Origin of the sequence: Streptomyces sp. NPDC001843 (genome assembly GCF_042891955.1) — a bacterium.
Taxonomy (GTDB): domain Bacteria; phylum Actinomycetota; class Actinomycetes; order Streptomycetales; family Streptomycetaceae; genus Streptomyces.
This window is the reverse complement of sequence record NZ_JBIATQ010000020.1, coordinates 52,398-75,144: the sequence shown is the minus strand read 5'-3', so window position 1 is coordinate 75,144 and position 22,747 is coordinate 52,398. Positions and strand designations below refer to the sequence as shown.

The 22,747-nt window shown below is 69.7% G+C and carries 20 protein-coding genes; 8 read left to right on the top strand and 12 right to left on the bottom strand.

Annotation, left to right across the window (positions count from 1 at the left end):
* Nucleotides 1–274: 274 nt before the first annotated feature.
* Together ACFYZQ_RS35795 and ACFYZQ_RS35790 are read right to left on the bottom strand one after the other, a co-directional pair.
* Complete coding sequence (locus tag ACFYZQ_RS35795; protein WP_389157219.1) at nucleotides 275–988, bottom strand: DUF402 domain-containing protein; 714 nt, start codon at nucleotides 986–988, stop codon at nucleotides 275–277.
* An 84-nt stretch (nucleotides 989–1,072) separates the two neighbouring features.
* Nucleotides 1,073–2,458, bottom strand: a complete 1,386-nt coding sequence (locus ACFYZQ_RS35790; RefSeq protein ID WP_389157216.1) for a class II fumarate hydratase — start codon at nucleotides 2,456–2,458, stop codon at nucleotides 1,073–1,075.
* Nucleotides 2,459–2,609: 151 nt separating this feature from the next.
* On the opposite strand from ACFYZQ_RS35790, the gene ACFYZQ_RS35785 reads away from it, so the two are divergent.
* Together ACFYZQ_RS35785 and ACFYZQ_RS35780 are read left to right on the top strand one after the other, a co-directional pair.
* Nucleotides 2,610–3,125 (top strand): SigE family RNA polymerase sigma factor, encoded by a 516-nt coding sequence (locus tag ACFYZQ_RS35785; RefSeq protein ID WP_389157213.1) that lies wholly within the window; start codon nucleotides 2,610–2,612, stop codon nucleotides 3,123–3,125.
* A 59-nt stretch (nucleotides 3,126–3,184) separates the two neighbouring features.
* Nucleotides 3,185–3,628, top strand: coding sequence for a hypothetical protein (locus tag ACFYZQ_RS35780; RefSeq protein ID WP_389157210.1), 444 nt, complete (start codon nucleotides 3,185–3,187; stop codon nucleotides 3,626–3,628).
* A 307-nt stretch (nucleotides 3,629–3,935) separates the two neighbouring features.
* Here the strand turns inward: ACFYZQ_RS35780 and ACFYZQ_RS35775 are convergent, their stop codons facing one another.
* The gene (locus ACFYZQ_RS35775) at nucleotides 3,936–5,603 is read right to left on the bottom strand and encodes a fumarate hydratase (RefSeq protein ID WP_389157207.1); all 1,668 of its coding nucleotides are present in this window, start codon (nucleotides 5,601–5,603) and stop codon (nucleotides 3,936–3,938) included.
* Nucleotides 5,604–5,938: 335 nt separating this feature from the next.
* Between ACFYZQ_RS35775 and ACFYZQ_RS35770 the strand changes: the two genes are divergently transcribed.
* Entirely contained in the window at nucleotides 5,939–6,640 is a 702-nt protein-coding gene (locus ACFYZQ_RS35770; protein WP_389157204.1) for a DUF1707 domain-containing protein, read from the top strand.
* A gap of 173 nt (nucleotides 6,641–6,813) precedes the next feature.
* Nucleotides 6,814–7,191 carry a WhiB family transcriptional regulator gene (locus ACFYZQ_RS35765; protein WP_388792152.1) on the top strand — a complete coding sequence of 126 codons (378 nt, stop codon included), beginning with the start codon at nucleotides 6,814–6,816 and terminating at the stop codon, nucleotides 7,189–7,191.
* A 108-nt stretch (nucleotides 7,192–7,299) separates the two neighbouring features.
* On the opposite strand, the gene glpX is transcribed toward ACFYZQ_RS35765, so the two are convergent.
* Complete coding sequence (gene glpX, locus ACFYZQ_RS35760) at nucleotides 7,300–8,334, bottom strand: class II fructose-bisphosphatase (protein ID WP_389157201.1); 1,035 nt, start codon at nucleotides 8,332–8,334, stop codon at nucleotides 7,300–7,302.
* A 127-nt stretch (nucleotides 8,335–8,461) separates the two neighbouring features.
* Here glpX and ACFYZQ_RS35755 point away from each other — a divergent pair, with 127 nt between their 5' ends.
* Entirely contained in the window at nucleotides 8,462–8,986 is a 525-nt protein-coding gene (locus ACFYZQ_RS35755) for a DUF4245 domain-containing protein (RefSeq protein ID WP_389157197.1), read from the top strand.
* 61 nt (nucleotides 8,987–9,047) lie between these two features.
* On the opposite strand, the gene ACFYZQ_RS35750 is transcribed toward ACFYZQ_RS35755, so the two are convergent.
* The 3 genes from ACFYZQ_RS35750 to xseA all read right to left on the bottom strand — a co-directional run bounded on the left by ACFYZQ_RS35750 (nucleotide 9,048) and on the right by xseA (nucleotide 11,211).
* On the bottom strand, nucleotides 9,048–9,638 hold the full coding sequence (locus ACFYZQ_RS35750; RefSeq protein WP_389157194.1) for a malonic semialdehyde reductase: 591 nt from the start codon (nucleotides 9,636–9,638) through the stop codon (nucleotides 9,048–9,050).
* A gap of 133 nt (nucleotides 9,639–9,771) precedes the next feature.
* On the bottom strand, nucleotides 9,772–9,993 hold the full coding sequence (locus tag ACFYZQ_RS35745) for an exodeoxyribonuclease VII small subunit (RefSeq protein ID WP_389157191.1): 222 nt from the start codon (nucleotides 9,991–9,993) through the stop codon (nucleotides 9,772–9,774).
* A gap of 9 nt (nucleotides 9,994–10,002) precedes the next feature.
* Complete coding sequence (gene xseA, locus ACFYZQ_RS35740; RefSeq protein ID WP_389157188.1) at nucleotides 10,003–11,211, bottom strand: exodeoxyribonuclease VII large subunit; 1,209 nt, start codon at nucleotides 11,209–11,211, stop codon at nucleotides 10,003–10,005.
* Nucleotides 11,212–11,304: 93 nt separating this feature from the next.
* Between xseA and ACFYZQ_RS35735 the strand changes: the two genes are divergently transcribed.
* Together ACFYZQ_RS35735 and ppgK are read left to right on the top strand one after the other, a co-directional pair.
* Entirely contained in the window at nucleotides 11,305–12,321 is a 1,017-nt protein-coding gene (locus tag ACFYZQ_RS35735; RefSeq protein WP_389157185.1) for a 4-hydroxy-3-methylbut-2-enyl diphosphate reductase, read from the top strand.
* Between the two features lie 50 nt (nucleotides 12,322–12,371).
* Nucleotides 12,372–13,142, top strand: a complete 771-nt coding sequence (gene ppgK, locus ACFYZQ_RS35730) for a polyphosphate--glucose phosphotransferase (protein ID WP_389157182.1) — start codon at nucleotides 12,372–12,374, stop codon at nucleotides 13,140–13,142.
* Nucleotides 13,143–13,146: 4 nt separating this feature from the next.
* Here ppgK and ACFYZQ_RS35725 read toward each other — a convergent pair whose 3' ends face one another.
* Entirely contained in the window at nucleotides 13,147–13,752 is a 606-nt protein-coding gene (locus ACFYZQ_RS35725; protein ID WP_389157180.1) for a DUF6542 domain-containing protein, read from the bottom strand.
* Nucleotides 13,753–13,942: 190 nt separating this feature from the next.
* Between ACFYZQ_RS35725 and ychF the strand changes: the two genes are divergently transcribed.
* Nucleotides 13,943–15,031, top strand: a complete 1,089-nt coding sequence (gene ychF, locus ACFYZQ_RS35720; protein WP_389157177.1) for a redox-regulated ATPase YchF — start codon at nucleotides 13,943–13,945, stop codon at nucleotides 15,029–15,031.
* A 587-nt stretch (nucleotides 15,032–15,618) separates the two neighbouring features.
* Here the strand turns inward: ychF and ACFYZQ_RS35715 are convergent.
* The 4 genes from ACFYZQ_RS35715 to ACFYZQ_RS35700 all read right to left on the bottom strand — a co-directional run bounded on the left by ACFYZQ_RS35715 (nucleotide 15,619) and on the right by ACFYZQ_RS35700 (nucleotide 22,231).
* Complete coding sequence (locus ACFYZQ_RS35715; protein ID WP_389157174.1) at nucleotides 15,619–15,939, bottom strand: barstar family protein; 321 nt, start codon at nucleotides 15,937–15,939, stop codon at nucleotides 15,619–15,621.
* 93 nt (nucleotides 15,940–16,032) lie between these two features.
* The gene (locus tag ACFYZQ_RS35710) at nucleotides 16,033–20,013 is read right to left on the bottom strand and encodes a polymorphic toxin-type HINT domain-containing protein (RefSeq protein WP_389157171.1); all 3,981 of its coding nucleotides are present in this window, start codon (nucleotides 20,011–20,013) and stop codon (nucleotides 16,033–16,035) included.
* A gap of 86 nt (nucleotides 20,014–20,099) precedes the next feature.
* Nucleotides 20,100–21,653, bottom strand: coding sequence for a trypsin-like serine protease (locus tag ACFYZQ_RS35705; RefSeq protein ID WP_389157168.1), 1,554 nt, complete (start codon nucleotides 21,651–21,653; stop codon nucleotides 20,100–20,102).
* A 53-nt stretch (nucleotides 21,654–21,706) separates the two neighbouring features.
* A complete protein-coding gene (locus ACFYZQ_RS35700) occupies nucleotides 21,707–22,231 on the bottom strand; it encodes a hypothetical protein (protein ID WP_389157165.1) in 525 nt (174 codons plus the stop codon).
* Nucleotides 22,232–22,747: the final 516 nt, after the last annotated feature.

Sequence of the window (22,747 nt, the reverse complement as noted above, 5' to 3'; positions counted from 1 at the left end):
TCCGGGGCCGCGCGTCGTGCACGCAGTTCGTCCCGCAGAAAACCCGATACCCGGAATACGTGCCCCGGGAACGGAAATCCCGCGTGGTCAGCGGACGGCCCTGTGCCGCCGGACCGTCTCGGGCCCGCGGTGGTGGTGCCCTCGTACCACTCGCTCACGTCCTGCCGCCCCTCGGTGACATTGGGTCAAGCCCGGTACGCGCCCCGGGAGTTGTGTCGGATCCTCCTTACGGAGGACGATCCTACGGTTGTGCACCGGGGGCGCATCAAGGGTCTCATGAGGACACGTGCGCGGGCGTACGGTCCCAGTCCTCCGGCAGTGACGGTACCGCCCAGGACGGATCGGGGCGCCAGTGCGGCCAGCCGTCCGAGAACGGCGGGCCCCAGGCGCGGATCACGTCCACCGCGGCACGCCCCGCCGCCCGCACCCGTTCGGCGAGCCGGGCGTCCATCAGACCGTCCCGCTGGGCCTGCGCGAACTCGTCCTCGTCCCGCCAGTGCCAGCTCCGGTCGGGGTGCACGGAGATGTCGAGGAAGTGGTCCTCGGAGTCGACCCCGCCGTCCCAGCGGGCCAGCGGTTCCTCGAGATTGACGTACCAGTTCTTGAACTGCCAGCCGGGCTCCCAGAACAGCCAGACCGACCAGGGCTCACCGGGCCGGGCCAGCTTCAGCACACCCGTCCCGAACCACCGGTCGCGCTGTACCGAGCGGGGCTTGGTGTAGCGCGACCGCAGCGGCTCCAGGTGCACGGGCGTGCCGTCGGCGAGCACCGGGCGCACGCACTCGGTGCCCGGCGCCAGCCACACGGCGAGCAGTTCCTCGTCGTCCCGGACGACGGTCACGGGGCGCGCGATGTGGAGGCGGTCGCCGGCGTTCTCCCGGTACCGCCACAGGATCTGACTCCCGGGCGCCCAGAAGGCCGTACCACCGGCCGTAGTGCCACCCGCGTCCCCGCGGTCCACGCGTCTCACCGCTCCACCGTCTGCCATGCACAGATATTAGGTGCCCCAGGCATACGACGCCGCGTCATGCGTCACGGTTCCGGCCGGTCGGCGCGAATGGTTCCCGGCCCGTCACGGATGCGTCATACGCAGGACATCCAGCGCCTCGTCCAGTTGCTCCTGGGTCAGGTCGCCGCGTTCCACGTAATCGCTCTCCTCCATCACCTGTCGGATCGTCTTACGTTCCGACAGGGCCTTCTTGGCCACCTTCGCGGCCTCCTCGTACCCGATGTACCTGTTGAGCGGGGTGACCACGGAGGGCGAGGACTCGGCGTACTCGCGGGCCCGGTCGCGGTGGGCGACGATGCCGTCGACGGTCCGGTCGGCGAGCAACCGCGTGACGTTCGCCAGCAGCCGGATCGATTCCAGCACGTTCTTGGCGATGACCGGGAGCATGACGTTCAGCTCGAAGTTCCCGGCGGCGCCGGCCGTGGCGATGGTGGCGTCGTTGCCGATCACCTGGGCCGCGACCATCAGCGCCGCCTCCGGAATGACCGGGTTGACCTTCCCCGGCATGATGGAGGAACCGGGCTGGAGGTCGGGCAGCGAGATCTCCGAGAGTCCCGTCATCGGGCCGGAGGACATCCACCGCAGATCGTTGGCGATCTTCGTCAGCCCCACCGCGATGGTCCTGAGCTGCCCGCTCGTCTCCACGATCCCGTCCCGGGCGCCCTGCGCCTCGAAGTGGTCGCGCGCCTCGGTGAGCGGCAGCCCGGTGGTCCGGGCGACCTCCGCGATCACGGCGGCGGAGAAACCCTGCGGGGTGTTGATGCCGGTCCCGACGGCGGTACCGCCCAGCGGCAGCTCGGCCAGGCGCGGCAGGGAGGCGTTCAGCCGCTCGACGCCGTACCGCACCTGGGCGGCGTACCCGCCGAACTCCTGACCGAGGGTCACGGGCGTGGCGTCCATGAGATGGGTGCGCCCGGACTTCACGACGTCGGCGAACTCCTCGCTCTTGCGGCCGAGCGCGCCGGCGAGATGTTCCAGGGCCGGGATCAGGTCATGGGTGACGGCGGCCGTGGCGGCGATGTGGATGGAGGACGGGAAGACGTCGTTGGACGACTGGGACGCGTTGACGTGGTCGTTGGGGTGCACGGGCCGGCCCAGCCGCTCCGTCGCCAGCGTGGCGATGACCTCGTTGGTGTTCATGTTGGACGAGGTCCCCGACCCGGTCTGGAAGACGTCGACCGGGAAGTGCTCGTCCCACTTCCCCTCGGCGACCTCCTTGGCGGCCTCCTGGATCGCCTCGGCCACGTCCTTGTCGAGCACCCCCAGTTCGGCGTTCACCTTCGCCGCGGCGCCCTTGATCCGGGCCAGCGCCTCGATGTGCGCCCGTTCGATCCGCTGCCCGGAGACGGGGAAGTTCTCGACCGCGCGCTGGGTCTGTGCCCGCCACTTCGCGTCGGCGGGGACACGGACCTCGCCCATGGAGTCATGTTCGATCCGGTATTCGCTCATACCTGTTACAGCGTTCGCGGCGGTGACGATGTTCCGCCCCGTCCGCCACCCGGGTGGCCCATGCGCCTGCTGTGACCCAGCTCTCACCGCGGCCGTGCAGCAGACGAGGGGGCGTCCACGTCGAGGAGGGGTGACAGGAAGGGAGGAGCGTGTGGACACGGACTTCGACGGCTTCGTCGCCGCCCGGTCGGCCGCGCTGTTCCGGGGAGCTCTCGTCCTCACCGGCAACCGTGAGGCGGCGGAGGACCTGGTCCAGGAGACCCTGGAGCGGGCCTGCCGCAAGTGGCGCAGGATCTGTGCCAAGGACGCCCCGGACGCCTACGTGCGGCGGATCATGGTGAACCTCGCCAACGACCGCTGGCGGCGCTTCCGCCGTACGGTTCCGCAGGCGGACGGCCCCGACCGGGTCGCCCCGGGGGACGAGTACGGGCAGGTCGACAGCAGGGACCAGTTGGTCCGGGCCCTGCAGCAACTGCCCATGCGGATGCGGACGGTCGTGGTACTGCGGTACTTCCACGACCTCTCGGACACCGAGATAGCCGCCGACCTGGACATCTCGCCGAGCACGGTGAGGTCCCAGCTCACCCGGGGGATCGAGAAGCTCAGGGGTCAGTTCCCCGCACTCTCCGACCCTTCGTCGCGACAGCCACAGGGAGGGCTCCGATGACTTCGTACGATGCGCGGCCCTCTGGCTGCACCCCATTCGAAGAGGAACTGGTGAACGCTATGAACCGTTACGCGGACTCCGCCGAGGCGCCCGAATTCGACGCGCCCCAGATCGTACGCCGCACCCGCCGCAGGCGGACCGCCGGCATCGCCGCCGTCGCCGCCGCGCTCATCCTGGGCGGCGGGGGAACGGCCCTGGCCACCTCGGTCGCCGGCGGCTCGCACTCCACGCCGAGCAGGCCGGCCGAGGCCAGGAACCACGACGCCGCCACCGTGCTGTTCGGTATCGACGACGGCAGCGACAAGCCCCTCCCGATCGACTTCTACGGCTGGGACCTGAAGGGCTTCAAGGCCTACATGAACAAGACCCAGATGAAGCTCGGCACGGTCTCCAAGCGGCCGGTCACGGGATGCAGGCCGAACACGATCCTCGCGGTCAGCCCGCACACGCCCAAGATCGTCAAGTCCGGCTACACGATCAACGTGGTCCTCTGCTCACGCTGACCTGAGACGCCCGCCCCTGCGCCAATCAGGGGCGGGCGTCCGTCCTCTTGGCCCGGTCCGGGCGGTCCAGGCTGCTGGGGCTCCGCACCCAGACCCCCGGCCTGTGCCCACCCACCACCCGTCCCGCCCAACTGGAAGGCGCCGTCACCGAATTCAGCCCGTCCGGCGTTCGAGGAGGGGGCGGCCGCCGAGGCCGAAGCGGGGGCCTGGGGGCGCATCCCCCAGCGGGGTCGAAGGGGCGGAGCCCCCGGGGACGGGAAGGCAGGGGCGGCGGGGCGAGAACCATTCCCCCGCCGCACCCGGGGCACTACGCCAGCCCAGGCCCCCGCACCGGAATCGACGTGAACGTCGGCTGCGGCGCCGGGTCCTGGAAGAAGTCGTTGCCCTTGTCGTCGACGACGATGAAGGCCGGGAAGTCCTCGACCTCGATCTTCCACACGGCCTCCATGCCGAGCTCCTCGTACTCGACGACCTCCACCTTCTTGATGCAGTCCTGGGCGAGCCGCGCCGCCGGCCCGCCGATGGAACCGAGGTAGAAGCCGCCGTGCGCGGCACACGCGTCGGTGACCTGCTTGCTCCGGTTGCCCTTGGCCAGCATCACCTTGGAACCCCCCGCCGCCTGGAACTGCTCGACGTAGGAGTCCATACGGCCGGCCGTGGTCGGCCCGAAGGAACCGGACGCGTAACCCTCCGGGGTCTTCGCGGGACCGGCGTAGTACACCGGGTGGTCCTTCAGGTACTGCGGCATCTCCTCACCCGCGTCCAGCCGCTCCTTGATCTTGGCGTGCGCGATGTCGCGGGCCACGACCAGCGGGCCGGTCAGCGAAAGCCGCGTCTTCACCGGGTACTTGGTGAGCTCGGCGAGGATGTCGTCCATCGGCTGGTTGAGGTCGATTCGGACGACGTCACCGTCGGACTCGAGGTGCTCGTCCGTCGTCTCCGGCAGGAACCGCGCCGGGTCGGTCTCCAACTGCTCCAGGAACACACCCTCGGCCGTGATCTTCGCGACGGCCTGCCGGTCCGCGGAGCACGACACCGCGATGGCGACCGGGCAGGACGCCCCGTGCCGCGGCAGCCGCACCACCCGCACGTCGTGGCAGAAGTACTTGCCGCCGAACTGCGCGCCGATGCCGATCTTCTGCGTCAGCTCGAAGACCTTCTGCTCCAGCTCCTTGTCCCGGAAGCCGTGCCCCAGCTCGGAGCCCTCGGCCGGGATCTCGTCCAGGTAGTGCGCGGATGCGTACTTCGCGGTCTTCAGCGCGTACTCGGCCGAGGTGCCGCCGACCACGATCGCCAGGTGGTACGGAGGACAGGCGGCCGTGCCCAGCGAACGGATCTTCTCCTCCAGGAACTTCATCATGGAGGCCTCGTTCAGGACGGCCTTCGTCTCCTGGTACAGGAACGACTTGTTGGCGGAGCCGCCGCCCTTCGCCATGAACAGGAACTTGTACGCGCCGCCGTCGGTGGCGTACAGCTCGATCTGCGCGGGCAGGTTCGAGCCGGTGTTCTTCTCCTCCCACATGGTGAGGGGAGCCATCTGCGAGTAGCGCAGGTTCAGGTTCAGGTAGGCGTCGTAGACGCCGCGGCTGAGGGCCTCCTCGTCGCGGCCCTCGGTCAGCACGTTCTGACCGCGCTTGCCCATGACGATGGCCGTGCCGGTGTCCTGGCACATGGGCAGCACGCCCGCCGCCGCGATGTTGGCGTTCTTCAGCAGGTCGAGCGCGACGAACTTGTCGTTGCCCGACGCCTCGGGGTCGTCGATGATGCGGCGAAGCTGCGCGAGGTGGGCCGGGCGCAGGTAGTGCTGGATGTCGTGGATGGCCTCCTCGGCCAGCTTGCGCAGCGCCTCCGGCTCCACCTTGAGGAACGTCCGCCCGTCGGCCTCGAAGGTGGAGACACCCTCGGAGGTCACCAGCCGGTACGGGGTGGTGTCCTCTCCCTGGGGGAGCAGATCGGTGTACGCGAACTCAGGCATCTCAGCCCATTCCTCACTCTGCGGACGTCGGCCCGCCGACGTTGGCGGGCGCCACCAGCGTAGAACCTGGCTCCGACGGTGGACCCGTGAGGTCGGACTCAGTCCGCCACGCCGAGGTTGTCCACACTCCGAGGGCCTGTCCGGCAATTCCCGCCTGCCCCGTGACGCCTGGCACGCACGCTCCGGCGCCATGCCGATCGCACGCTCTCCCACGCTCGAACCAGAGCTCGCGCGGGGGCCCCCATCGCCGCCACAGGGCCCGCCCTTCGGGCGGACGGCGGGAATTGCCGGACAGGCCCTAGTCGCGATCTATCGCGTTTCGGTACGCTGCTGCCGTGGACCTTCAGAAGCAGGCTCGACAGCAGGACGCCGGGCAGCGCGTCGCGGAACTGCGCGCCTCGGACGCCGATCGTGACCGTATCGCCGACATCCTGCGCGAGGCCCTCGCCGAGGGCCGGCTGAGCGCGGACGAGCACTCCGAGCGCGTGGAGGGGGTGCTGAACGCCAAGACGGTGGGTGAGTTGGAGGTCTTCATACAGGACCTGCCGGCGGCCCACGGCCGTCAGGCACCCCCGGCCTACACGCCTGTGCCGCCCCGCCCGGCCGCCGGTGCGATACCGGCCGAGGCCGATGCCACCGTGGTGGCGGTGTTCAGCAGCGCCGTCCGCCGGGGCCGTTGGCGCGCCGGGCGCCGACTGCACGCGTACGCCGTTTTCGGCAGTGTCGAGATCGACCTCAGCGAGGCGATCTTCGAGTACCAGCAGGTCGTGATCAAGGCGGTGTCGGTCTTCGGCAACGTGGAGATCCGAGTCCCGGAGAACGTGTCGCTGCGCGGCACCGGCGGTGGCGTGCTCGGCAACTTCGAGGTGGACACGCTGGATTCGGTCGAGTCCGACGCCCCCGTCATCTATGTGGACGGATGGGCCGTGCTGGGCAACGTGGAGGCGCGGCCGAAGCGCGGCAAGCTCGTCGCGGACATCCTCGACCGCGTGCAGCGCAAGGTGGACAAGGGTTTGCGCAAACACCTGGACCGTTGACGGTCGCGAAGGCAACCGAAACGGAACGTTTCGGTCCTTCGACAGCGGGCGCACAGGGTCGTGAACCAGCCGCCGCGCTCCCAGGGCCGGGAACGCAGTGCATAGGCGCGCGCACAGCGGGTAGGGCTTGCTGCATCGTCTCTCGCTCGCGAAGCCGTCGTCAGGAGTAGACCGTGCTGCAACCGCCGCATTCGTCCCTGCAGGTAGCTGCCGTTCCGGCCCAGCGGGTGCCAGTGCGGGACAGGGACCAAGACGCACCCTGGCATACCGAGGCGGTGTGCCGGCGCGACGAGGCAGGCCTGTTCTTCGCCCCATCGAAGGAACCCACCGCCGCCCGGCTGTCCCGGGAGGAAGCGGCCAAGCGGGTCTGTGCGCGCTGCCCGGTGATGGTCGAGTGCCGCGAGCACGCGCTGCTCCAGCCCGAGCCGTACGGCGTCTGGGGCGGTCTCACGGCCGCGGAGCGACGCGTGGTCCTCGCCCGGCGCCGTCGCCGCGACATGGAGCTGAAGAAGGCGGCCCGCGCGGCGAGCCGCATAGCCGCGGCGGGGTAGCCCCCGCTCACGCCTACGCGAACGGGGCGCCCCCTCCGCACCGGGAGCGCCCCGTTCGCGTACTGCCCCGGGGCTGCCCGCCCCGCTGCGGCCTCCGCGTCCTGTCGGCTACTTCGCCCTGTCGAAGTCGATCGCGCTGTAGGCCCGCAGCTTGCTCAGCCGGTGCTCGGAGTCGATCTTGCGTACCGTCCCGGAGCGGGACCGCATCACGATCGACTCGGTCAGCGCGGTCTCCGGCCCGTACCGCACACCGCGCAGCAGTTCACCGTCGGTGATACCGGTCGCCACGAAGAAGACGTTCTCCCCGGACACCAGGTCGTCGGTCGTGAGGACCCGGTCCAGGTCGTGTCCGGCGTCGATGGCGCGCTGCCGCTCCTCGTCGTCCTTGGGCCACAGCTTGCCCTGGATGGTGCCGCCCAGGCACTTCACGGCGCAGGCCGAGATGATGCCCTCCGGCGTGCCGCCGACACCGAGCAGCAGGTCGACGCCGGTGCCCTCGCGCAGCGCGTAGACGGAGCCGGCCACATCGCCGTCGGAGATGAGCTTGATGCGCGCACCGGCCTCCCGGACCTCCTTGATCAGGCCCTCGTGCCGGGGCCGGTCCAGGATGACGACGGTGACGTTCTCGGGCGTGGACTTCTTGGCCTTGGCGATCCGCTTGATGTTCACGGCCACGGGCGCGTCGATGTCGACGAAGTCCGCGGCGTCGGGGCCGGTGACCAGCTTGTCCATGTAGAACACGGCGGACGGGTCGAACATGGCACCGCGCTCGGCGGCCGCGAGGACGGCGATCGCGTTGGGCATGCCCTTGGCGGTGAGCGTGGTGCCGTCGATCGGGTCCACGGCGATGTCGACCTCGGGTCCGGTGCCGTCGCCGACGTGCTCGCCGTTGAAGAGCATCGGGGCCTCGTCCTTCTCGCCCTCGCCGATGACGACGACACCGTTCATCGACACGGTGGAGACGAGGGTCCGCATGGCGCGCACCGCGGCGCCGTCGGCGCCGTTCTTGTCGCCGCGCCCCACCCAGCGGCCCGCGGCCATCGCCGCGGCTTCGGTCACCCGGACGAGCTCCAGGGCGAGGTTGCGGTCGGGAGCCTCGGCGGGAACATCGAGCTCGGACGGCAGATGATGGTTTTCGGTCATCGGAGCGCACCTTTCTGATACGACGACGGCCGGATGAGGGTGTTGGCCCCGACTCTAGCGCCAGACAGACAAAATGAGCAGGGGACCCCACGGATGAGCGGGCCGGGCACCTGCGACGATAGAGGGCGTGGCAGGCATGAAAGGCAAGCAGAAGACGGTCCGGGACATGATCCTCTCCCTGGCCGTGATCGGGCTCGCGGCGGGAGTCATCTATCTCTTCGTCCCGCACGACGACCACGCTCCCGACCTCGAACGGGTCGACTACCGGGTCGAGCTGCTCACGGCGCGCCGCGCCGCGGACTACCCGGTGGCCGCGCCCGAGGGCCTGCCCAGGACCTGGAAGGCGACGTCCGTCCGCTTCCAGGGCGACCATTTCGACCGCTGGCATCTGGGTTTCCAGAATCCCGGTGGTCAATACGTGGCGGTGGAGCAGTCGACTCAGAAGCGCGCCGACTTCGTCGACACCGCGAGCCAGGGGGCGAAGGCCACCAAGGTGACCGAGCGGATCGGCGGCCGCACGTGGACGCGCTACACCGGCGGACGCTACGACGCCCTCGTCCTCCAGGACACCCCGGGCTCCACGACGGTGGTGGCGGGCACTGCGTCGTTCGCGGAGCTGACGAAGATGGCCGAGGCGCTGAAGATGGCGTGAGCCGCCGACATGACGACAGGCCCCCGGCGAGTGCCGGGGGCCTGTCGTATGTGTGCGGGGCTCAGACGGTGGTGACGACCTCGTCGTAGGCCAGGCGCGGCGAGCGCGGGTAGGAGGCGTTCTCGCCAGGCTTGCCGATGTTGACGACCATCAGCGGGGTGTGGTCGTCGTCGAGGAACTCCTTGCGGACGCCCTCGGCGTCGAAGCCGGTCATCGGGCCGGCGGCCAGGCCGGCGGCGCGGACGCCGACGATGAAGTACGCGGCCTGGAGGGCGGCGTTCATTCCGGCGGAGCGCTCACGTACCGGGCGCTCGCTGAAGAAGGCGTCCTTGGCCTGCGGGAAGGCCGGGAACAGCGTCGGCAGCTCCTCGTGGAACTCGTTGTCCGCGGAGAGGATCGCGACCAGCGGCGCGGTGGCCGTCTTGGGCCGGTTGCCCTCCATCATGTGCTGCACCAGGCGCTCGCGGGCCTCGGGGGAGCGGACCAGGGTGATGCGCAGCGGGGTCTGGTTGAAGGCGGTCGGGCCGAACTTGACCAGGTCGTAGATCGCCTGTACCTGCTCGTCGGTCACCGGCTCGTCGGTGAAGGTGTTCGCGGTACGGGCCTCGCGGAAGAGCAGGTCCTGGGCGGCGGGGTCGAGCACGAGGGACATGGCTGAACTTTCTCCAGATGACGTCGGGATCCGGCGTGCCGGACCGGCTGACGGCACGACCGTACGACAGAGAAGTTCAAAGTTCAACAAATCGCGGAGTTGCGTGATCCACTTAACAGCCCGCGTCCCGCGCCTACTCCCCCTGCTGCCGCTCCTCCTCGGCCAGCGCCGCGTCCAGCCGGGCCCGGGCCCCGTCCAGCCACCGTCGGCAGACCTTGGCCAGCTCCTCGCCGCGCTCCCAGAGCGCGAGGGACTCCTCCAGCGTCGTACCGCCCGCCTCGAGCCGTCGCACTACCTCGATCAGCTCGTCCCGCGCCTGCTCGTAACCGAGCGCCTCTTCCACCTTGCTGGTCATCCACCCACCCTATGTGTCCACTCGTACGGAGAACTCGCCCTCGGCGACCCGCGCGCGCAGCGCCTCGTCCGCCGCCACCTCGCCCGGGTCGCGCACCACGTGGCCGTCGGCCTTCTGCAGCACCGCGTACCCGCGCTTCAGGGTCGCGGCGGGGGACAGGGCCACCACGCGCGCGTGCGTGTGCGTCAGCTCCGAGTCGGCCCGGTCCAGGAGATGGCCGAGAGTGCGCCGGCCGCGGTCGACGAGGGACGTCACCTGGTCGGCACGCTCGTCGACCATCCGGTGCGGATCCTCCATGCAGGGCCGCGCGAGGGCGTGCGCGAGCCCGCGCTCCTCGCGCTCCACCAGCGCCGTCGCGCACCGCCGCGCCCGGTCCCGCAGCTGCCGCACCCGCTCCAGCTCCTCGCCGACGTCCGGCACGACCTTCTTGGCGGCGTCGGTCGGCGTCGACGCCCGCAGGTCGGCGACGTGGTCCAGCAGCGGGTTGTCCGGCTCGTGCCCGATGGCCGACACCACCGGCGTACGGCAGGCGGCGACCGCCCTGACCAGCTGCTCGTCGGAGAACGGCAGCAGATCCTCCACACTGCCACCGCCCCGCGCCACGATGATCACGTCGACGGCGTCGATCTCGTCGAGCTCCTTCACCGCCTGCACGACCTGCGGGACGGCGTGCACACCCTGCACGGCGACATTGCGCACCTCGAAGCGGACCGCGGGCCAGCGGTGCCGGGCGTTCTCCAGCACGTCCCGCTCCGCCGCGGACGCGCGCCCGCACACCAGGCCGATGAGCTGCGGCAGGAACGGCAGCGGCTTCTTCCGCTCCGGCGCGAACAACCCCTCGCCCGCCAGGGTCTTCTTCAGCTGTTCCAGCCGGGCCAGCAGCTCGCCGACCCCCACGGGCCGTATCTCGGCGGCCCGCAGGGACAGCTGTCCGCGCGGGGCGTACCACTCCGGCTTGGCGAGCACCACGACCCGGGCACCCTCGCCGACCACGTCGGCGACGGCGTCGAACACCTGCCGGTAGCAGGTGACGCTCACCGAGATGTCGTACGAGGGGTCCCGCAGCGTCAGGAACACCACCCCGGCCCCCGGCCGGCGCGACAACTGGGTGATCTGCCCCTCGACCCACACCGCGCCGAGCCGGTCGATCCAGCTCCCGATGAGCCGCGAGACCTCGCCGACGGGGAGCGGGGCGTCCGCGGACGTGTTCACAGCCATGCGCCCGAGCGTAACGGCCGGTACCGACAACCACCGAGGGCGCGGCTCCGCCCGGGGACGGCACGATCTTCGCCCCCCGGCCGCGGCCTTACGATGGATGCCATGACTGCTTCGCCTGGCCGCCGTGTCCTGCTCGCCGCCCCCCGTGGCTACTGCGCGGGCGTGGACCGCGCCGTGATCGCCGTCGAGAAGGCCCTGGAGCAGTACGGGGCCCCGGTCTACGTCCGGCACGAGATCGTCCACAACAAGTACGTCGTGCAGACCCTGGAGAAGAAGGGCGCCGTCTTCGTCGAGCGGACGGAGGAGGTGCCCCCCGGCAACATCGTGATGTTCTCCGCGCACGGTGTCGCCCCGGTCGTGCACGAGGAGGCCGCCCGCGGGCGCCTCGCCACCATCGACGCCACCTGCCCCCTGGTCACCAAGGTCCACAAGGAAGCCGTCCGGTTCGCGAACGACGACTTCGACATCCTCCTCATCGGGCATGAGGGCCACGAGGAGGTCATCGGCACCTCCGGCGAGGCCCCCGACCACATCCAGCTGGTCGACGGCCCCGAGGACGTCGCCAAGGTCGAGGTCCGCGACCCGTCCAAGGTCGTCTGGCTGTCCCAGACCACGCTCTCCGTCGACGAGACGATGGAGACGGTCGACGCCCTGAAGGAGAAGTTCCCGCAGCTCATCTCCCCGCCGAGCGACGACATCTGCTACGCCACGCAGAACCGCCAGCTCGCCGTGAAGCAGATGGGCGCCGAGGCCGAGCTGGTCATCGTGGTCGGCTCCCGCAACTCGTCCAACTCCAAGCGGCTCGTCGAGGTCGCCAAGCTCGCCGGTGCCCGTGACGCCCACCTCGTGGACTTCGCGAGCGAGATCGACGAGGCCTGGCTGGAGGGCGTGACCACCGTCGGCGTCACCTCCGGCGCCTCCGTCCCCGAGGTCCTGGTCGAACAGGTCCTCGAGTGGCTCGCCGAGCGCGGCTACGCGGACGTCGAGATCGTCAGGGCGGCCGAGGAGTCCATCACCTTCTCCCTGCCCAAGGAGCTGCGCCGCGACCTGCGCGAGGAGGCGGCCGCCCTGGCGGCGGAGCGGGGCGGTTCCGGAACCACCGAAGGGTGACCTGCCCCCTCCGGAACATGACAGTCCGCCGTACGTCGTAGCGTGGATCCATGCAGATCTTCGGTGTGGACATCGGCGGATCCGGGATCAAGGGCGCTCCCGTGGACCTGGAGAGGGGCGACCTGGCCCAGGAGCGCCACAAGGTGCTCACCCCGCATCCGGCGACGCCGGACGGGGTGGCCGACGGCGTCAAACAGGTGGTGGAGCACTTCGGCTGGACGGGCCCGGTCGGGCTCACCTTCCCGGGTGTGGTCACGGGCGGGGCGACGGTGCGTACGGCGGCGAACGTCGACAAGAGCTGGATCGACACGGACGCGCGCGCGTTGTTCAGCGAGCGGCTGGGCGGCCTGCCGGTGACCGTGGTCAACGACGCGGACGCGGCGGGCGTCGCCGAGATGGCGTTCGGCGCCGGCCGGGGCCGCCGCGGCACGGTCGTCCTGCTCACCTTCGGCACCGGCATCGGCAGCGCCGTCTTCGTCGACGGAGTCCTCGTCCCCAACACCGAGCTCGGCCACCTGGAGCTGCACGGCCACGACGCGGAGAAGCGGGCCTCCAGCAAGGCGCGCGAGGACGAGGACCTCTCCTGGGAGAAGTGGGCGCACCGGGTGCAGAAGTACCTCGCCCACGTCGAGATGCTCTTCTCCCCGGAGCTGTTCGTCATCGGCGGCGGCGTCAGCCGCAAGGCGGACAAGTTCCTGCCCCTCATCGAGGGCGTCCAGGCGGAGATCGTGCCCGCTCAGCTGCAGAACAACGCGGGGATCGTGGGAGCGGCGATGCGGGCGGCGAAGGACGTGCAGGAGGCCGCCCCGCTGTCGCCGTGAGCCCTCAGCCGGTACGCCGCCGCAGGGCCCGGCGGCGCATCAGCCGTGCTCTGCGGGCGAGCACGATCACCCCGGCGACGAGCGTCCCCCCGTACAGCCAGCCCGCCTGAGTGGCCAGCGCCGTCACCAGCCCCATCACCCGGCCCCCCATGCCCCCGCTGCTCTCCGCCACCGGGACCAGCCCCACGGCGAAGGCGATCGGCGCGACCACCGGCGCGGTCATCAGGTCGCCGCCGCGCACCCACAGCGCGGTGACCACGCACACCGGCAGGAACAGCACCCCGTACACCGTCAGGGAAGCCCCGAACAGCAGCTGGTCGAGGCAGCCCAGCAGGAACATGGCCGCGCCGCCGAACAGCCCCCCGCCGAGTCCGGTGAGCCGGGGGTTCGGCAGCGGCCGTCCTGCCGGTGCCGGTCGTGCCGCCGACCGCGGCGCTTGTGCCGGCCGTCCCTGTGCAGGCCGCCCCTGTGCCGGCCGCCCCCCGCGTGGCGCTCCCGGCCCGGGCCGTCGCTCGTCCGCCTGGCGGCGCCTGGCCTGGGGTGGAAATGCCGTCGGTGGTGAACCGCGTCGCGGTCCGTATCGTTCGGGTGGCGTCCTGTGTTGCTCCATCGGACCAACCTAGGTCGGTTTATGTGCCGAATAGCCCACCTGACACGCCGTTGGACAGAGCTTCTGCGGACGTTCGACGCGGCCGTCGGGCGGTCGCCGGGACGCCGTAGACTGGTGGATCGGCCAGTCCAGTCCCCTGGCCCCTCACCCCTGGCAGCCTCTGGCCCACTCACGTACGGGAAGTCGCAACGTGTCGCTCACGATCGGAATCGTCGGCCTGCCGAATGTCGGCAAGTCGACCCTGTTCAACGCCCTGACCAAGAACGACGTGCTGGCGGCCAACTACCCGTTCGCCACGATCGAGCCCAACGTCGGCGTGGTCGGTGTCCCCGACCCCCGCCTCGCCGAGCTGGCCTCGATCTTCAAGTCGGAGCGGATCCTGCCGGCCACGGTCGACTTCGTCGACATCGCGGGCATCGTGCGCGGTGCCTCCGAGGGCGAGGGCCTGGGCAACAAGTTCCTGGCGAACATCCGTGAGTCCGACGCGATCTGCCAGGTCATCCGCGCCTTCAAGGACGAGAACGTCGTCCACGTCGACGGCAAGGTCTCGCCCAAGGACGACATCGAGACGATCAACACCGAGCTGATCCTCGCCGACCTCCAGACGATCGAGAAGGTCCTGCCGCGCCTGCAGAAGGAGTCGCGGATCAAGAAGGACATCGCGCCGAAGGTGAAGGCCGTCGAGGAGGCCAAGGAGATCCTCGAGAAGGGCGACACCCTCTTCGCGCACGGCATCGTCCAGGGCACCGAGCGCAACGAGCTCCTGCACGACCTGCACCTGCTCACCACCAAGCCGTTCCTGTACGTCTTCAACGTCGACGAGGACGAGCTGGTCGACGAGGACTTCAAGAACGAGCAGCGCGCCCTGGTCGCCCCCGCCGAGGCGATCTTCCTCAACGCCAAGCTGGAGGCGGACCTCGCCGAGCTGGACGAGGACGAAGCCCTCGAACTCCTGCAGTCGGTCGGCCAGGACGAGCCAGGCCTCGCCACCCTCGCCCACGTCGGGTTCCGCACCCTCGGCCTCCAGACCTACCTCACCGCAGGCCCCAAGGAGTCCCGCGCCTGGACCATCAAGAAGGGCGCCACCGCCCCCGAGGCCGCCGGTGTCATCCACACCGACTTCCAGAAGGGCTTCATCAAGGCCGAGGTCATCTCCTTCGACGACCTGGTCGAAGCCGGCTCCGTAGCCGAAGCCCGCGCCAAGGGGAAGGCGCGGATGGAGGGCAAGGACTATGTGATGCAGGACGGGGACGTGGTGGAGTTCCGCTTCAACGTCTGATGGGACGTGGACGAACGGCCTGACCCGCGAGAAAGCAGGTCAGGCCGTTGCGCGGTCCGCAGCTGTCCGAACCCGGAGCAGCTACGTTTCGTGGACCGTGGAGCGGTGTCCGACGTGACGGCCCACACCGCCGGCTCCCCGTTGTCGGTCGCGTGGACGACACGGTGGTCGCCGACCCGAAGGCGGCGGCGCTCAGGCCTTCTGGACGTCGGGCGATGGCCAATGCAGGCCGACCCGAGGGTTGACGTGATGCAGGAGCGCGGGCCCGCGATGGTGAGCGGTCACGTAGGTCTGGTCCAGCTCGCTCAGTGTCGACTGCCCCGGGAAGCCTAGCCAGGGCCCCGGCAGACAACGTTCGCCCCGTCGCGGCGCCCGGCACGCTCCCCCAGAGGGGGTGCCCTCACCCGCCGCACCGGCCGAAAGCCCATGCACATCCGGTACGAGGACTTCCGGCAGGCACTCCCCCAGCCTTCGGCCGGGGGAGCCCCCCTCATCGCCTGCCCCAGGGTTGATCACATCGGTCGACGGTCACCCATCGCATCGCGTCGAAGGACCCACCGGGGTAGTTCTTGGCTTCGATCCAAGAACTACTCTCTCGAAACGAATACGCGAACCTGTTTCGGTTGTCCGGCCGTAAACGTCCGATCAGCTAGAGACTCGGCAACTTCAGCCAGTACTGAGCATGCGTCCTCGAATTCTTCGGGAGAGTCCCTGAAGAAGCGCGATGAGTCTTCCCAAATGATCGCGATCTTCTCATCATCGGTTGACGAGATCCCGCCCCACAGGGAATCTGAAAGCGCGTCCAAGCTGCGCGAGCTCACCACCGGGGGATCCAGCGGAAGTGCCGCGCGAACGGCATTGAAAAATGCCGCACGCCCGGAACCGCCAGCAGTAGTGATGGTGTACACACGATAATCCTGCTGGGCGACGCTACTCGCAAGAGCATGCAGTTGATCGCCATGGACCCACGTGAGCCCTGACTCAAAATCTTTCATACACGATCACCGAACCTGAACAAATGCCGGGTCTCCGGAATCGCCATAGTGAGTCCATGTGTAGTACGTCTCACCCGTCTGGTCGTTGCGAACCACGCGAAGCGGACCGGCTCCGGAGGTTCCAGGAGGCGGTTCTACACGGTACTCGAGATAGGGAGAGCTGTCCCCTTGCCCACCGGGCAACTTCCCTTCTCGATTTCTGAATGGAATGCCCCACCTCCGCGCAGTTGGACCTGTGGGGACTGTTCCTGCGTCGATATGGCTCAACGTGCGGTCAAGAGCGGCTTCTTCTGCTGGAGGGAGAGACCCGGGAGCAATCCGCGCAACAGTGCAGGAGGAATTGTGCACCAGGAGCGGTGTAGCCCCTGCCAGCACATAGTAGGTGTGAATGTCGTCGACGGTGAGGTTGTACGTGCGGATGTGCTGGTCGAAGGCGTGGTTGGCCTGAACTCGGGCGGTGGCGCCGTCTGTGCTGAGAAGAGTGGTGCCGGGTGCGAGGTCGTGGGCCTTGACCCACTGGTGTGCTGAGGGGCTCCAGAAGGGGTGCTCATAGGTGGCGGTGAGTTTCCGGGGGCCGTCGGGGGTGGTGATGGTGAGTTCGTCGAAGTGTTTGTCGCCGTCGGTGATGATGAGACGGCTGACCTTACGGGGCGCGGTGCGGCCGGTGACCGGATCGGTCGCCACGACGGTGTCGCCAGGGCGGATGGTCTCGATGTTCTGCGGGCCGTTGTGGGCCATGAGGACCTTGGTGCCTGCCGGGAAGCACTGGCTGCAGCTCTTCACGGACCGCTTGAGGCGGAGGTCCTCCAGCGCTTCCATGCCGCGTTTGAGGAACTTGAACTTCGAGCTGAGGAGTAGGTCCTCGCCCAGTTGGAGGCAGGCTGTGGGGTCGCCGCCCTTGCAGGCGTCGAGTTGTCCGAGGCCGAGGAGGTCCTTCTCGAAGGTCCAGAGCTGTTTGGTCGCGGCTTCGACGGCGGGGCCCTGGGAGATGATCTCGCAGAAGACCTCGTTGTGCTGGCACCAGTGCGCCGGGTGTTCGACGGCGTCGCAGCCGAGGATGCCGCACCGGTAGCGTGCCGCGGCCTGGCTGCCGGCGTCGTTCGCGGCGGCCTTGCGTTCGGCTTCCTTCTTCTCCACGGCCGCCTGGAAGGCGTCCTTGAAGGCCTGGTCGGCGGCCTTGGCGTCCTTGCCTGCTGCGAGTTCGGAGGCGCGGGCCTGTTCGCCGGCGGTGTAGGCGGCGGATGCCGACGCCTGGGCCCACTGGGCGGAGCCGGCGGCGTCGAGAGCGGAGGTGGCCGCGTCGCTCGCGGACCGATCGGCGGAGGCGGCCGCCTTGGCGGCGGTGCGGGCGGAGGCGGCCGCCTGGTCGGCGGAGGCCTGGGCGTCCGTGGCGGACTTGGCCGCCTGGTCGGCGTAGCCGTGGGCCTTCGTGGCGGCGGTGTCGGCCTCCTTGGCCCAGTGGGCGGCCTCCTGTACGGCTTTGGCCGCTGTGGCGGCGGCCTTGTGGGCGTCGGCGGCGTTCTTCTGAGCGGTGGCCGCCACACCGGCGGCGTCCGCGATCAGCTGCGCGATCTGCGCGGTGTGGGTGGCGCCGAGGAAGTCCTGGCGCTGAGCCTTGTACTGGCCGACCTCGATGAACCGGTCCAGCAGCTCGTCGGGGCCCTCCAGAGCGATCCGGGCCGTGGACTTCACCTGCGGGCCGCCGCTGTCGATCAGCTGGGCCGCGCGGACCCGTTCGTCCTGGGTACGGGCCTGGTACTGGCCGGTGGTGAGGAACTGGCGGAGCTTCTGCGGGTCACCGGAGTCCAGTGCGGCCCGGCCGGTCTGCTGCACCACCGGTCCGCCGGCACTGATGACCTGCGCGATGGCGACCCGGAAGTCCTGCGCCCCGGCCTCGTACTGGCCGGTGGCCAGGAACGTCGAGACCTGGTCGTCGCTGCCCTTGAGGGCTTCTGCGGCGGCACTGCGCACGGAGGCCAGAGAGCTCTCCTCGGCCAGCGTCTGCACGCGGTAGCGGTCGTCCTGGTGGGCGGCCTGCGCACGGCGGGTGGTGAGGTACTCGACGACGTCGCTGTCGGTGCCGGTCAGGGCCGTCTCTGCGGCGCCCTTGCTCCAGGGCCCGCCGGTCTGCATCGTGGCGAGGGCGACCTTGCGGCCGGCCGGGACGAGGGCCTTGGGGTCGGCTCCGGGCTGAGCGGCCTGCGCCGCCAGACTCTTGGCCTGCTCGTCGGTGTTCTTGACCCGCTGCGCGGCTTGAGCGTCCGCGGCCGCTTGCTGGTCCTGCTCGGCCTTGAGGTCCTTGGCCTGCGCGATACCGGCGTTGGTCCGCTCGGTCAGCTCCTCAGTCTCGATCCTGACGGCGGTCTGATGGGTTTTCTGGGCCTTGGCGACGGCCGCGGTCGCGGCGTCGGCCGCGTCCTGCGCGGCCTTGGCGTGCGCTGCGGACTGCTTGGCGGCAGTGGCGGCTTCGCCGGCATGCTTGGCCGCCTCGTCGGCGTCCTTGGCGGCGTTGTCCGCATGCGTGGCCGCAGCGTTGGCCGCGGCCTCCGCGTCACTGGCCGCTCCGGCCGACTCAGCGGCAAGTGCTGCCGCGGCGTTGGCGGCGCGGTTGGCCTCCTGCGCGTGGCGGTGGGCCGCGGCCGCTTCGACACCGGCTTCGGATGAGTGGATACCGGCCTGGTTCGCGTAGTCGTTGGCCTGGTCAGCGGCATCGGCGGCGGCGTCGGCGTTGCTGCCGGCGTCGGCGGCGGCCTTCGCCGCATTGCCGGCGTCGGCCGCCGCATTGCCTGCTTGCTTGGCCGCATCCGCCGCCAGGCGTGCGCCCTTGGCCGCGGTGCGGGCGTCGTCGGCCGCCTTGCGCGCCGCGGAGGCCTTGCCCGCGTCCGTGGCCGCGTCAGCGGCCGCGCTCTGGGCACGGGAGGCGGCCTGCGCGGCGCCGACCGCTGCCGAGGCGGCCTGCTCCGCGGCGCTGGCCGCCAGCCGCGCACAGTTGTTCGCGGCGGCCGCGGCGTCGATCGCTTCCTGCGCGGCCTCCGCGGCCTGCTTTGCGGCGGAGGCCGCACGGCCGGCCGCCGAGGCGGCGTGCAGGGAGTCGTTCTTCGCGGCCTGCGTCTCGGCCGCGGCCTTCTGCGCGGCCTCCTTGGCCAGCTTCGCCGCCGCCACCGCACGCGCGGAGGCATCCTTGGCCGCCTTGGTCTGCGCCGCCGCCTTGGCGCCTGCCTTCGTGGCCTGCGCCGCCAACTGGGCTACGCTGGCGTGCTCCTGGTCGCGGGCGCGCGCCACGTACTGGCCGACCTCCAGGAACTCGTGGATGTCGTCCGCCGAACCGTTCAACGCGATCCGGCCGGCCGCCGCCACGTTCGAGCCGCCCGCACCGATGATCTGCGCGACCTCGACCCGCTCGTCCTGTGCCCGCCGGTCGTACTGACCAGTTGCCAGGAAGTCCTTGATGTCGTCGGGCGTTCCGTCCAGCGCTGCCCGGCCCGACTTCTGGACCTCCGGACCACCCGCATCGATGACCTGCGCAACCCGGACGCGCTGATCCTGGAGGAATGAATCCTGCCAATCCTCGTCCAGAAAGTCCTCGAGGTCGTCCTGCGTTCCCTCCAAAGCCTTGCGGGCGGCCTCCTGCAGACTCCGCCCGCCCACGCTGGCGAGCTGGGCCACGGCAACGCGCTCGTCCTGGAACCGGACATCGTTCGCCGTGCTGAGGAAGTGCTGGACGTCTTCTTCGTCGCCGGTCAGGGCGACTTCCGCAGCGGCCCGCACCTCCGGCCCGCCCGTCGACCACAGATCGAGCACCCGGGCACGGTCGGTCACCTCTTCGGTGACAGCACTACCGCCCGGAGTACCGTCGGCCTCCGCACGGGACGCGGCGCTCCCGAGCAGACCGACCATGAGCGCAAGCGGCAGCAGACACAGAAACAGCATCCGTGCCGCATGCGCGATCCTTCTCACCGCGATGCCCGCGGCTTCTCCAGTTTTCAACGGTCTCTCATATCGTCTGCATCAGGTGGGGTTGCTCCGGACATGTCCGAGCAGGTGGCGATCCAGGGGGCTCGCTGTCCGGTGAGTCAGCCGACGGGTGCGAGCTGGATTTCGGTGTGCAGGCCCCTGGCGTCGACGCCGCTGAAGTAACTGACGTGTCCGTCGTTCCAGCGGACGAGGATGTCGTCGGCGGTGGTGTCGCCGGTGAGGGCACCGGCGGTGATCGCGGCCGCGTTGGTCCAGTACGACTTTTCGGGTCGGATCTGGATCTCGCCGGGCAGCTTGCCGGTCATGCCGGAGTAGATCGTGGTCTCGCCGTCAACCCAGCGCACCAGCAGGTCGTCGGTGTTCTTGCCGGTGAAGGATCCGGTGGTGAGCTGGGTGGCATGGGTCCATGTGGTGTTCTTGGCCACGACCTGGGTCTGCTTCTTCAGGCCGTTGACCGACAGGTCGCTGAAGAGGGAGACGTGGCCGTCCTTCCAGTCCACCAGCAGGTCGTCGCGTCCGCCGCCCGTGGTGAAACGCCCGCCGGTCAGCAGCCGGGCGTCGTCCCTCCAGGTGGCGTCCTTCGCCGGGGCGAGCTGCTTCTCGCCGTGGAAGCCCTTGGCGTCAACGGTGTTGTAGAGGGTCATCTCGCCGTCGGACCACCGCACCACAACCCCGTCCGTGGTGCCGCCGGTGTTGACACCGGTCACGTCGGCGGCGTGGGTCCAGATGCTCTTCTCGGGCTCGAGCTGGTACTCGGCGGAGAAGGGGTGGGCGGCATCCTTGCCGTCGCCGCCCTGGTAGAGGGTGACCTCGCCGTCGTCCCAGACGACGATCACGTCCATACGGCGGCTGCCTCCGACGGGGCTGGTGTAATGGCCGGCCGTCATTTGTACGGCGTGCTTCCACGGCGCGGCCGCGAAGACGGGGGCGTAGGTGACCTGTTGGACCCAGGTGGCCAGGTCGTCGACCCGGGCGGCGACCGCTCCGGTGCGGGTCTCGGCCGCATCGGTGCCCAGGCACCCCCCCTGCCATGACAGGCTGCTGACCCCGACGACCGCCCCGGTGGTGCTCAGCAGCGGGCCGCCGGTGTCGCCCTTGCAGATCGCCGCGCCGTCGGACTTGCCGACCAGATCCAGGGTGGTGGCGGCGGTGTTCTGCACGGTGAAACCGGCCGCGTGGACCTGGTCGGGCACCCACTCCTGATGCGTACGCCCGAACCCGGCGGCCTGCACCTCGTCCCCGGCCGTGGGCGCGCTGCCGGTCACGGACAGCGGGGTGACGCCGGTGACCGGCTTGGCCAGTTGGGCCAGCACCACGTCACGGTCGGTGCGCGGCACCAGATTCACCACCTGCTGTGCGCTGGCGCCGACAGCGGCCGTGGTCTTCAGCTTCGGGGCACCCGGCTGCACAGCGGCGCCCTGGGTCTCCGCGAAGCAGCTGGCGGCCGTCAGCAGCCACTGCTTGGCCACCAGTGTGGCCGAACAGCCGCGCTGTCCGCCGATGTCGAGTCGTGCGGTCGCGGCGGCAACGGAGTCGGGGGCCTGCGGACCCGATACGGCGGTCGCGGGGACGGTGGTCAGGGCCAGGGCGGTCAGGGACGTGGCGGCGAGTACGCTGCCGGTCCACGCCATGCGCGGACGAGAGCCGGACATGAAGTTTCCTCGTGATCGTGCGAGAGCGGGAAAGGGAGGGGCGGGCCGGCCGGTCAGCCGGTGACGCGCAGCTGCAACAGGACGCTTGGTGCGCCGCCGGCGGCCCCCTCACCCACGCTCTCGTAGCCGTTCTTGTCCACGGTCACCGTCTTTGCCGGCGCGGTGGGATCGGCCTGCGGCCTGAGGTCGGCGCTGATGGGGTGGTCGGTGGTCTCCAGAGCGAAGACACGCGGGAGTTCGAGGCTGAGGTAGCCGCTCTTCGCGTTGGCCTTGAAGCAGTACGCGCCCTGCGGGTCGCCGCTGGGGCCCTGCACGGTGAGGACCTTGATCTGCTGGGCGGAGTCGTCGCACGCGGCGAGGGTGATGTGCCCGTCACCCTTGATCAGTTTGATGCCCTGCGTCTTCTGGATCTGATCCGCGTTCGGGTACGCGTAGTCCTCCACTGCCGAGGGAGGCGTGGCCCCCGCGGATCCCCCGGTCGGCTGCGGGTCGGCGCTGGCGAGCGCCTGAGCGCCCGCGAGCGCCAGGGTGGCAGCAGCCCCCGCGACGGCAAGCATCCTGCGTATACCAGGAGTCACCCGTATTCCTTTCCAGGCACGGATGACGGCATGACGAAATAACATCTGCAGCCCCCCGTGCACACAGACGTAAAGCAAAAATAAGTGGTCGAGCGCGACCCTAAAACGCCATCAGGCCCTAAACAATGTGATCATCACCACGGGAAATTCATGGAACCTGCGTAGTTGCTTCGCAATGAGGCGCCGGGTGTCGCGTCCAATAGTGCTGCAGCCTGCATCTCCTGCAGCGGAGCATTATGGTTTCATCATGAACAAATGAAGGAAAATCTTACTCAGCGCTAACCTTGCTCTTGCATTTGCGCCCACCGGCGACAACTCCGCTCTCAACGCGCGGTCAGGTTGCCGGCTGCTGCGGGCTCGAGCCCGCAGCTCGAAGATGAACCGCTGATCCTCGCGGAGCATGACCGGAAGCCGCCTCGCCTCCCGATCGAGGCGTCGAAGCTCGGCCTGCTGCCCTTGGACAGGGCGCACCGGTCGACGTCACACATGGCAGCGGTGCCGTACGCCCCGCTGCCG